8 protein-coding genes and 1 pseudogene are annotated in these 10,571 nt (G+C 74.4%); 3 read left to right on the top strand and 6 right to left on the bottom strand.

Annotated elements, in window-relative coordinates:
• Nucleotides 1-2: 2 nt before the first annotated feature.
• Nucleotides 3-1,253: an MFS transporter gene (locus tag ACFUEL_RS26235; protein WP_380239224.1), complete on the bottom strand. Its 1,251-nt coding sequence runs from the start codon at nucleotides 1,251-1,253 to the stop codon at nucleotides 3-5.
• Nucleotides 1,254-1,340: 87 nt separating this feature from the next.
• Between ACFUEL_RS26235 and ACFUEL_RS26230 the strand changes: the two genes are divergently transcribed.
• Nucleotides 1,341-2,327: an ArsR/SmtB family transcription factor gene (locus ACFUEL_RS26230; protein ID WP_380239223.1), complete on the top strand. Its 987-nt coding sequence runs from the start codon at nucleotides 1,341-1,343 to the stop codon at nucleotides 2,325-2,327.
• A 242-nt stretch (nucleotides 2,328-2,569) separates the two neighbouring features.
• Here the strand turns inward: ACFUEL_RS26230 and ACFUEL_RS26225 are convergent, their stop codons facing one another.
• Nucleotides 2,570-3,208, bottom strand: coding sequence for a hypothetical protein (locus ACFUEL_RS26225; protein WP_380239222.1), 639 nt, complete (start codon nucleotides 3,206-3,208; stop codon nucleotides 2,570-2,572).
• A 170-nt stretch (nucleotides 3,209-3,378) separates the two neighbouring features.
• On the opposite strand from ACFUEL_RS26225, the gene ACFUEL_RS26220 reads away from it, so the two are divergent.
• Nucleotides 3,379-5,661, top strand: a complete 2,283-nt coding sequence (locus ACFUEL_RS26220) for a glycosyl hydrolase family 18 protein (RefSeq protein ID WP_380239221.1) — start codon at nucleotides 3,379-3,381, stop codon at nucleotides 5,659-5,661.
• A 126-nt stretch (nucleotides 5,662-5,787) separates the two neighbouring features.
• Here ACFUEL_RS26220 and ACFUEL_RS26215 read toward each other — a convergent pair whose 3' ends face one another.
• On the bottom strand, nucleotides 5,788-7,080 hold the full coding sequence (locus ACFUEL_RS26215; protein ID WP_380239220.1) for a geranylgeranyl reductase family protein: 1,293 nt from the start codon (nucleotides 7,078-7,080) through the stop codon (nucleotides 5,788-5,790).
• Between the two features lie 141 nt (nucleotides 7,081-7,221).
• Here ACFUEL_RS26215 and ACFUEL_RS26210 point away from each other — a divergent pair, with 141 nt between their 5' ends.
• Nucleotides 7,222-7,752 carry a carboxymuconolactone decarboxylase family protein gene (locus ACFUEL_RS26210; protein ID WP_380239219.1) on the top strand — a complete coding sequence of 177 codons (531 nt, stop codon included), beginning with the start codon at nucleotides 7,222-7,224 and terminating at the stop codon, nucleotides 7,750-7,752.
• A gap of 135 nt (nucleotides 7,753-7,887) precedes the next feature.
• On the opposite strand, the gene ACFUEL_RS26205 is transcribed toward ACFUEL_RS26210, so the two are convergent.
• From ACFUEL_RS26205 to ACFUEL_RS26195, 3 genes and pseudogenes are all read right to left on the bottom strand, one after another.
• Nucleotides 7,888-8,604 (bottom strand): DUF4184 family protein, encoded by a 717-nt coding sequence (locus ACFUEL_RS26205; protein ID WP_380239218.1) that lies wholly within the window; start codon nucleotides 8,602-8,604, stop codon nucleotides 7,888-7,890.
• A gap of 244 nt (nucleotides 8,605-8,848) precedes the next feature.
• Nucleotides 8,849-9,898, bottom strand: a complete 1,050-nt coding sequence (locus ACFUEL_RS26200; protein WP_380239225.1) for an NUDIX domain-containing protein — start codon at nucleotides 9,896-9,898, stop codon at nucleotides 8,849-8,851.
• Nucleotides 9,899-10,075: 177 nt separating this feature from the next.
• Nucleotides 10,076-10,571 (bottom strand): annotated as a pseudogene (locus ACFUEL_RS26195) (acyl-CoA synthetase); the annotation flags it as partial.

Genomic DNA, 10,571 nt, shown 5'->3' with positions numbered 1-10,571 from the left:
CCTCAGCGCCGCACCAGCGCCGTCATCCCGCAGCCCGCGGCGGCGAACAGCGCGGCCAGCAGCACCCAGCCGAGCAGGCCGTGCGCGATCACCACCGAGGTCATCAGCACCGGGCCGAGCATCAGTCCGCCCGACATGCCGGTGTTGAACACGCCCTGGTAGGCGCCGTGCGCGTCCTCCTTCGCCAGGTCGTAGCTGAGCGCCCAGGCGCCCGCCTGGCTGTACACCTCGCCGAGCGCCTGGCAGGCCACCCCGCCCGCCACCAGCAGCGCCGCCGCCCAGCCCGGCAGCCCCGCGGCCAGGCCCAGCACCAGGCAGGACGCCGCCACCAGCAGCGCCCCGCGCCGGAACACCAGCGCGGCGGCCCGCGGCAGTTCGGTGCCCCGGGTGGCCCGCACCTGCAGCACGATCACCACCGCCGTGTTCACCAGCAGCCCGGCCGCCACCATCCAGCGCGGCGCGTCGGTGTCGCGCACCACCCACAGCGGCAGGGCCACCTCGATCATCACGAACTGCAGCGAGATCACCGCGTTCAGGCCGGTCAGCGCGAGGAAGGCCCGGTCGCGCAGCGCCGGGTTCGGGCCGCCCGCGGAGCGCGCCGCCTGCTCGGGGGTGCGCGGCGTGCCCGGCACCAGCAGCACGTACAGCACCGCGATCACCCCGAACGAGGCCGCGTCGACCAGCATCGCCGCCGAGTAGGCGCCCCGGGTGTCCAGTTGCAGGACGGCCGCGGCCCCCAGGGTGCCCAGCGCGAGGCCGATGTTGGTCACCGAACGCAGGTAGGCCCGGCCCGCGACCCGCCCGTCGACCGGCAGCACCTCGGCGAACAGCGCGCCGCGCACCGCCGAACCGCCCCGGTCGGCGACCGCCACCAGGCAGGCCAGCACCGCGAACACCGCGAACCGGTCCACCAGCACGTACGCCGCCGCGCACACCGCCTGCAGCGCCAGCAGCACGACCAGCACCGGCTTGGGCCCGTACCGGTCCGACAGCCGCCCGGCCGGGACGCCCGCCGCCACCCCGAACGCCCCGGCGACGGTCAGCACCAGGCCGACCGCGCCGACGCCGAAGCCGGTGACCCGGGTGAAGTAGACCACCCCGAGCGTCATGCCCAGCCCGTTGCCGACCGTGTTGACCAGCGTGATCGCGGACAGCCGGCGCAGCACCGGGTCCTCGGGCAGCAGCCGGGCGAACCGGCTGCGGGCAGGGGGCGGCGGCACGGCCCGGTCGGCCGCGGGAGCGGTGGAGGTCATGCCCCGATCAGACCGGGCACGGAGCGTCCGTGGTATTGATTTAGCCCCGGCCTGAAACGTCCGGGCACGGGGACGGGGGGGACGGTCGTGGTGCTGCGCTTCCGGCTGGGCCTGGCGGACCTGGCCGCGACCTACTTCGCCTGCTCGCCGCTCCAGGAGGCGGTGCTCAGCCTGCGGATGTGGACCCATCCGGGCCAGTACCCGCACGGCGCCGCGTTCGAGGCGATGCGCCCGGCCTTCGAGGCGCTGCCGCAGGCGCCGCTGCTGCGCGCCCTGGTGGCGAGCAACAAGTACGTGCCGGACTTCCTGACGCCCCGCCCGGCCGTCCCCTTCCCCGAGTTCCGGGCCGAACTCGCCGTGGTCCGGGCCTTCGACCCGGCCCGGCTGGCCGACGAGCTCGCGGTGACCTTCCTCCCGCACGACCGGGTGCTGCCGCCGCTGCTGGCCGAGCGCGCCGACCGGCCCGCCACCCTGATCGCCGAGGTCGCCGACGCCCTCCAGGCGTACTGGACGCACGTCCTGGAGCCCGGCTGGTGGCCGCGGGCCCGTTCGGTGCTGCGCGCCGACATCGTGCACCGCTCCCGGGTACTGGCCGAGCGCGGCGCGGCCGGGCTGTTCGCCGACCTCGACCACCGACTGCACTGGTCGGACGGGGTGCTGACGATCGACCGCGACTGGGGCGACGGCGACCTCGACGTCACCGTGGACCGGCGCGGCCTGGCCCTGCTGCCCACCTGCTTCTCCCGCGGCGCCCTCAGCGCGATCGGCCCCGACCTCACCCCGTCCATCACCTACCTGGCCCGCGGCCAGGGCAACCTGTCCGGCCCGCCCGACCCGCCGCCCGCCCCGCACGCCCTGGAGCAGCTCCTCGGCGCCCCCAAGGCCCGCCTGCTCGCCCTCCTCCAGGAACCCACCGCCACCACCGAACTCGCCCGCCGCCTCGACGTCACCCCCGGCGCGGTCAGCCAGCACCTCGCCGTCCTGCACGCCACCCGCCTGGTCACCCGCGCCCGCCACGGCCGCCTGGTGCTGTACGCCCGCAGCCCCCTCGCCGACCAACTCCTGGGCCCCTGAGGAGCCCCGCCAGGGGCCCGGACACAAACGGCGGGAGGCGAAATCAGGGGCCCGGGGAACGGCGGGTCCGTGCTGCTGACGGTCGGAGCCCATCGAAGGTCCGTGCTGCTGCGTGCCGTAAACAGAACCCGAAGCCGATGCGCGCTCCAACAGTGAACCCGCAGCAGACTGGGCCTCGCCGTTCCCCGAGCCCCTGATGGTGCTCTCCCGAGCCCCTGATGGTGCTCGAGCCCCTGGATGTCTCAGCAGAAGGCCAGTACCGCCCCCGTCTCCACCGAGCAGCGCGCCGCCAGGCGCAGTTGCAGGCAGATGAACGCCTCGGTGCCGTACCGTCGCCAGCCCTCGGCCGCCGGGTCCGGGTCCTCGGAAGCGTCGAAGACCTCCTCGGCGTTCGGGTCGAGGTCGTCCGGCAGGCCCAGGACCCGGGCGAGCTCGTCCAGTTCGGCCAGCAGCCGGACCGAGGAGCCGAGCAGGCCGCCGCTCAGCTCCGGGTCGGCCAGGACGGGGGCGAAGTCCACCGGCACGTAGTAGCCCTCGCAGTCCGAGTGGTGGATCAGGTGGTCGAACGGGCCGGGCGGGTCGTCCGGGAGGTCCTCGTAGGCCGCCCGCAGCACCGGGTCGTCGGTGGCCCGCTCCCCGTCCGCCAGCGGTTCGGGCAGCCGCCCGCCCGCGGCCAGGTGGGCGGCGAGGCGGCGCAGCGTGTGCAGGCCCGAGTACCCCCAGATCCGGTCGTCGAAGGCGGGCCCGTCCTCCGGCTCCCGCCACCCCGGCAGCCCTTCGGCTGCCAGTACCCGGGCGATCTCCGCGCACTCCGCGCGGAACCAGTCGGCCGTGTCCTCCTCGGCGCCGATCAGCGCGCCCACCATCACATCGAGTCCCATGGCCGTGATCCTGCCACCGGGCACCGACAGCGGCCGCGCCGGACCGCCCGAATGATCGTCAACTCTCTTAAGGTATAGACCTGTTGACGAGTTGGTCCAGTCCACTTACCCTCCAAGTGCCGCTCCCGGCACCCCTGTACGGAATCCCCCACACCAGACAGGGAGTACCGATGCACGTCCGCTCCAGGCAATGGCTCAGGGCCCGTCTGCTGGCCCTGCTCGCCGCGCTCGCACTGCCGATAGCCCTGCTCGCCGCCACCCCCGCGCACGCCGCGGCCAAGCTGACCGCCACCTTCACCAGCGACAACTACGGGTCCTGGTGGAAGGGCACCTTCATCGTGAAGAACCCCAACGCGACGGCCGTCACCGGCTGGACGCTGGAGTTCGACCTGCCCGCGGGCGTCACGATGACCGGCACCTACAACGGCACCTCGACCACCACCGGCAGCCACGTGGTCGCCACCAACGCGTACTACAACGCGACCGTCCCGGCGAACGGCTCGACCGAGCCGTACAGCTTCTGGTTCATCGGCAACGGCCCGATCGCCGCCCCGCTGAACTGCCGCGTCAACGGCGACAAGTGCGACGGCACCCCGGACGTCCCGCCGACCGCGCCGGGCGCGCCGACCCTGGTCGACGCCACCGCGCACAGCCTCTCGCTGAGCTGGTCGGCCGCGTCCAAGGGCGACTTCCCGGTCGCCTCGTACGACGTGCTCAGCGGCTCGGTGGTGCTCGGCTCGGCCACCGGCACCTCCACCACGCTGACCGGCCTGACCCCGGCCACCTCGTACAGCCTGACCGTCCGGGCCAAGGACACCCGCGGCAACACCGGCCCGGTCAGCGCCGCGCTGAGCGCCGCCACCGTCGACCCGGCGAGCGACACCGTGCCGCCAACCGCGCCCGGCAACCTGCGCTCCACCGGCGTCACCAGCACCGGCGTCTCGCTGGCCTGGGACGCCGCGACCGACAACAAGCGGGTCGCCGCGTACGACGTCTACCAGGGCGGCAACCTGGTGCAGACCGTCACCGGCACCACCGCCACCGTCGGCCAACTCTCCCCCGCCACCCCGTACGCGTTCACCGTGAAGGCCCGGGACGCCGCCGACAACAACTCCCCCGCCTCCAGCACGCTGAACGTCACCACCGGCGACCTCGCCGGGCCCGGCAAGTACTCCCGGGTCGGCTACTTCGTCCAGTGGGGCATCTACGGCCGCCAGTACTTCGTCAAGAACCTCGACACCTCCGGCAGCGCCGCCAAGCTCGACGTCATCAACTACGCCTTCGAGAACATCGACCCGGTCAACCTGACCTGCATGGCGGGCGTCACCAAGGGCACCACCGCCGACCCGCAGGACCCGGACCAGGGCACCGGCGCCGGTGACGCCGACGCCGACTACGCCCGCCCGATGAGCGCCGCCCAGTCCGTGGACGGCGTCGCCGACGACGGCTGGTCGCCGCTGCGCGGCAACCTCAACCAGCTCAAGAAGCTCAAGGCGAAGCACCCGAACCTCAAGGTCGTGGTCTCGCTCGGCGGCTGGACGTACTCCAAGTACTTCTCGGACGCGGCCGCCACCGACGCCTCCCGCAAGAAGCTGGTCTCCTCCTGCATCGACATCTGGATCAAGGGCAACCTGCCCTCCTACAACGGCGCGGGCGGCCCCGGCACCGGCGCCGGCATCTTCGACGGCATCGACATCGACTGGGAATGGCCCGGCTCGCCCGACGGCCACGCCGGCAACCACTACTCCGCCGACGACAAGCAGAACCTGACCCTGCTGCTGGCCGAGTTCCGCCGCCAGCTCGACGCCCTCGGCGGCTCGCACAAGCTGCTCACCGCCTTCACCCCCGCCGACCCGGCCAAGATCGGCCAGGGCTGGGACCTCTCGCAGATCTTCCAGTACCTGGACATCGCCAACGTGCAGGGCTACGACTTCCACGGCTCCGGCAGCGACAACTCGTGGGAGCCCAACCGGACCGGCCAGCAGGCCAACCTGTACACCGACCCGGCCGACCCGTACCCGTTCCACTTCTCGATCGAGAACGCCGTCAAGGCGTACCTCGACGCGGGCGTCAACCCGCGCAAGCTCACCATCGGCTTCCCGTTCTACGGCCGCGGCTGGCAGAACGTCACCGACGGCGGCGCGCACGGCGCCTGGCAGGCCGCGGGCGGCGCCGCGCCCGGCCAGTTCGCCGAGGAGGCCGGCACCCGCGGCTACAACAACCTGATCACCTCGGTGCCCAACCTGACCGTATACCACGACCCGGCCTCGGTCTCCACCTACGGCTACACCGGCAACGGCGGCCAGTGGTGGAGCTTCGACGACGCCTGGTCGATCGGCCAGAAGACCGCCTGGCTCAAGTCCAAGAACCTGCTGGGCGCCATGGTCTGGGAGATGTCCGGCGACACCCCGTCCGGCACCCTGATGAACGCCCTGGACGCCGGCCTGAAGTGACGCCCGCCTGAAGTGACCCCGGAACGCGGGCGCGGGGCGGCCCCCCGAATCCCAACCCCCCGCGCCCGTCCGCACCGCCCGCCCGGGAGGCACGACCTCCCGGGCGGGCCCGCGGCCGACCCGTCCCTACTGCCGTCCGGCGACCGACGCCAGCTTGCGCGCCGCCCGGTGGTCCCGCATCAGCTGCGCGAACGTGGTGTGCCCCTGGGTGGTCCGGGCGAACGCCCGCCACGCCGGGTTGATCACCGACACCGCCAGGTGGAACAGGTACGGGCGCTTCTCGAACGAGGCCAGCATGACCTTACCGGCCCGCATCTCCACCCCCAGCCCGGCCTTGATCGCGAACGCGTAGTTCAGCGCCTGCCGCCGCACGTCCGCCGCGCCGCCCGCCTCGGCCACCTGCACCGCCCACTCCCCGGCCAGCCGGCCCGAGCGCAGCGCGTACGAGATGCCCTCCCGGGTCCACGGCTCCAGCAGCCCGGCCGCGTCGCCCGCGACCAGCACCCGGCCGCGCGACAGCGGCGAGTCCTCGGCCCGGCAGCGGGTCAGGTGCCCGGACTCCACCAGCGGCTCGAACCCGGACAGGCCCAGCCGGCGGACGTACGCCGCCAGGTACTCCTTGGTCCGCTCGCCCTCGCCGCGCGCCGAGATCACCCCGACCGTCAGCGTCCCCGAGTCGGTCTTCGGGAACACCCAGCCGTAACTGCCCGGCAGCGGGCCCCAGTCCAGGTGGATCCGGCCCGCCCAGGCCCGCGACACCGACTCGGGGACGGGGATCTCCGCCTCCAGGCCCAGGTCGATCTGGTCGAAGCTCACCCCGACGTGCCGGCCGATCCGGCTGGCCGAACCGTCCGCGCCGACCACCGCCCGCGCCTCGACCCGGCGGCCGTCCGCCAGCGTCACGAACACGGTGCGGCTGTCGCCGCCCTGCTGCTCGACGCCGGTCGCGGTCACCCCGGTCACCAGCACCGCCCCGGCCTGCTCGGCGGCCTGCACCAGGCGCAGGTCGAACTCGTCCCGGTTGACCACGCCGAACAGCATCCGCTTCGAGCGCCTGGTCCGCGTCCAGCGGCCGTTCAGCGCGAAGGTCACCGCCGAGATGCGGTCCTGCAGCGGCAGTTTGAAGTCCTCCGGCAGCGAGTCCCGCGAGGGGCCGATGATGCCGCCGCCGCAGGTCTTGTACCGGGGGTGCTCGGCCTTGTCGAGCAGCAGCACCCGCCGCCCGCGCAGGGCCGCCGCGTACGCCGCCGATGAGCCCGCCGGGCCCGCGCCGACCACCACGACGTCCCACACGCCGTCGAGCGCCGCCGCTCCGTCGTCCCGCGCGTCCTGCGGGCCGGTGCCCGCGAGCTCCTCCGAAGCCCCGTCACCGGTGTCGTCGGCGAGGGCCTGGTCCTGGGTGCTACCGGTGTCAGTCACGGTCGCCCATCCTAATCTGCCCGCCCCCCGCCGCGACCCTGCCCCGCCCCTCCGGACCCGGCGTCGTCCGGTCCCGTTCCGGCGCCGCCTCCCCAGGTCAAGCCCTTGCCAAGCCCGCCCCGAACCGCTTCAGTGGCCCCCATGCCCCACATCGCGCTCCCCAACGACGACCCCGGCATCCGGGGCCTGCTCGCCGCCAAACCCGCCTCCGGCCTGCGCCTGAGCGAACTCGCCGAACAACTCCTGCGCGGGGATTCGCCGTTGGGCGTGGGCGAACGCGAACTCATCGCCGCCTACGTCTCCTCCCTCAACCGCACCCGCTACTGCGCCGGCGCGCACGGCGCCACCGCCGCCCACCGCCTCGACGGCGATTTCGCCCTCGTCGAGGCCGTCCAGACCGACCTCGACGCCGCCCCCGTCACCGACCTGATGCGCGCCCTGCTCCGGCTCGCCGCCAAGGTCGCCGACAGCGGACTGTCCGTCACCCCCGAGGACGTCGCCGCCGCGAAGGCCGCCGGCGCCGACGACGAGACCGTCCACGACACCGTCCTGATCGCCGCCGCCTTCTGCATGTACAACCGCTACGTCGACGGCCTGGCCGCCCTCACCCCCGACGACCCCGCCGCCTACCGCGCCATCGGCGCCCACCTCGCCACCAACGGCTACCTCTAGGAAGAGCAACCGCCGGGGGCTCGGGGAACGGCGAGTCCGTGCTGCTGCGTGCAGTGAACAGAACCCGAAGCGGCGGCACGCAACGGCCATGAACCGTCAGCAGCCACGGCCTCGCCGTTCCCCGAGCCCCTGGTTTCACCTCTCGCCGTTCTCACCGAGCCCCTGGCGGTGCTCTCCTCCCAGCCTGAGCAACGCCGCCCCCAGCGCGAGCCCCGCGCCCGCGCCGAAGCACGCCTCGTCGACGAACCCGCGCTCGCGCCGCCGCACCCGCTCCCCCGCCCCGGCCAGCGCCGCCGCGGCCAGCAGCGCGGCGGTGCTCTTCCGGCTCTCCCGCCACGGCCCGGCGTACCGCGCGAGCACGGCCAGCCCGGCCAGCGACGTCCCGTACTGCAGGACGCCGTGCAGCGGGACGCCGCCGACCCGCCGTTCCAGCACGGGCAGGGCGCGGACGCCGGCCCGGCCGTGGTGGGTGAAGGAGTCCCAGACCAGGTGAGTGGTCGCGCCGACGGCCAACGCGCCCGCCGTCAGCGCGAGTTCACCACCCGTCGGCCGCCCCGCGGGCACCACCTCGTTCCACCGCCCCGGCACCGCCGCCCGCAGGGGCTCGCGCCACAGCCCGTACCAGCCGGCGACCAGCCCGGCGCCGATCGCCACGTCGACGGTCGCCGCGGCCCACCAACGGTGCGTCAACCCGCCGTGCCGGTACGCCCCCCGGACGAGGGACTCGGCGAAGAACGGCACATCGGGCGCCATCGAGCCGGCGACCAGCCCGGCAGCAACCAGCGCCCCCCGACGCTTCGCGGCCCGCAGGCCGGGCAGAACAGCAGCGACATGGCTGAGCGTGAACGGCATGCACCCATCCTGCCCGCCGGAACTGTCGGCAGACGAGCACGCACCACCAGGGGCCCGGGTACGAACGGCGGGATGCGCAATCAGGGGCCCGGGGAACGGCGGGTCCGTGCTGCTGACGGCCGGAGCCCATCGAAGGTCCGTGCTGCTGCGTGCCTGAAACAGAACCCGAAGCCGATGCGCCCAACGGCAGTGAACCGTCAGCAGACCCGTGCTCGCCGTTCCCCGAGCCCCTGGCAGTGCTCTCTCAGCGCGCGGGCGCCACCCCCGTCGCGGCGGGCCGTCCGCCCTCCAGGTAGCGCAGTTCGCCGACCGCCCGGGCCTCCAGTGCCGCGGTCAGCCGCCGCATGCGCGCGGCGGGCAGCATCTCGGCGGCCTCCCGGAGGGTGGCGAAGTGCCAGTCGCGCAGTTCCCCGGCGGGCAGCCGCAGCCGCAGCACCTGGGAGGGGCCGAGCCGTCCGCCGTCGTAGACCAGTCGCAGGCCGCCGCGGCCGCGGCCCGCGCCGGGTTCCCAGTCGACGGCGAGCAGCCGCAGGTCCTCCGGCCGCAGGCGCAGGCCGAGTTCTTCGGCGACCTCGCGGACGCCCGCCGCGGTGGGCGGTTCGCCGCTCTCGACGACGCCGCCGGGGAACTCCCAGTGCGGCTTGTAGGCGGGGTCGACCAGCAGGACGCGGTCCCGGTCGTCGAAGAGCAGCACCGCGGCGGCGACGGTGTCCCCGTCGCCGCCCTCGCTGCGTACGATCGGGCAGCGGGCGCCGCCGCCGCGCACCAGTTCGGCGATGCGTTCGGCGGTCTGCCGGGGGGTCAGGACGCCGTTGTCGACCATCCGGGCGTCCCCGGCGAGCCAGCCGCGGGCGGTGAGGTAGCCGGGCAGCGCCTCGCGGGCGCGCCGCCGGAGCCGGGCGGTGGCCTCCGGGTCTCCGGGGACGTCCTCGCGGGTGGCGATCCGGGCTCGCAGGATGGTCTCGACGGGGTCGAGGACGACGTGGTGGACGGGGATGCCGCGGCCCGCGAGCAGGCCGAAGACTTCGTCGCGGTGCTCCTGGCGCAGCAGCGCGGCGGGGACGAGGACCGGTCCGTCGGCCTCGGCGGCGAGCGCGGCGGCGCTCTCGGCGGTGAGCCGCCGCCAGGCGGGCGACTCCCACGGGTCGGTGTCCTCCCGGCCCGGACGGGCGGCCCGCAGGACCGGGTCCAGGGTCTCCGGGTCGAACAGCAGGCTTCCCGGCAGCAGTCGGAGCAACTCCCGGCAGGCGCTGGTCTTGCCCGCTCCGAACGCGCCGTTGACCCAGACGATCACAAGCATCCCTGCCCCTCCTCGGCGGCCCGGCCGGGCGCCGGGCAGCGCGGGGCACCGGCCCCCGCGCCTCTCCAGTGGTACCCACTCCCCGGCCTCCTGAAAGGGCGCGTCGAGGGGCGGGTTCGCGCGCGGGGGGCGCGCGCCGGGCGGCGGAAGCGGCGGGGGCGGCGCGGGGGGTTACCCGTCGGCGTCCAGCAGCTGCTTCTTGAGCACCTTACCCATCGCGTTGCGCGGCAGGTCGTCGACCAGCACGACCCGCCGGGGGCGCTTGTGGACGGAGAGCCGGCCCGCCACGAAGTCGATCAACTCCCGTTCTCCGAGCGCCTGTCCACCGTGCGCGACGACGTACGCGACCACGGTCTGGCCGAGGTCCGGGTCGGGCGCGCCGATGACGGCGGCGTCGGCGACGCCGGGGTGGTCGCGCAGCGCGGCCTCGACCTCGCCGGCGCCGATCCGGTAGCCGCCGCTCTTGATCAGGTCGACGGAGGCGCGGCCGACGATCCGGTGGAAGCCGTCGGGTCCGATGACGGCGACGTCGCCGGTGCGGAACCAGCCGTCGGCGGTCCGGGCGGCGGCGGTGGCCTCGGGCCGGCCGAGGTAGCCGTCGAACAGCGTGGGGCCCTGGAGTTGGAGTTCGCCGACGCTCTCGCCGTCGGTGGGCACCGGCCGGCCG

Source organism: Kitasatospora sp. NPDC057198, from assembly GCF_042670125.1.
Lineage (GTDB): Bacteria > Actinomycetota > Actinomycetes > Streptomycetales > Streptomycetaceae > Kitasatospora.
Note: the sequence above shows the minus strand (reverse complement) of the source record. Positions and strands in the feature narration are given on the sequence as shown.

Bases quoted from the DNA above. Each gene is read 5' to 3' on its own strand.
- ACFUEL_RS26225 (WP_380239222.1), bottom strand. From the start codon at position 3,208: ATGGGACTCGATGTGATGGTGGGCGCGCTGATCGGCGCCGAGGAGGAC.
- ACFUEL_RS26205 (WP_380239218.1), bottom strand. From the start codon at position 8,604: ATGCCGTTCACGCTCAGCCATGTCGCTGCTGTTCTGCCCGGCCTGCGG.
- ACFUEL_RS26220 (WP_380239221.1), top strand. From the start codon at position 3,379: ATGCACGTCCGCTCCAGGCAATGGCTCAGGGCCCGTCTGCTGGCCCTG.
- ACFUEL_RS26235 (WP_380239224.1), bottom strand. From the start codon at position 1,253: ATGACCTCCACCGCTCCCGCGGCCGACCGGGCCGTGCCGCCGCCCCCT.
- ACFUEL_RS26210 (WP_380239219.1), top strand. From the start codon at position 7,222: ATGCCCCACATCGCGCTCCCCAACGACGACCCCGGCATCCGGGGCCTG.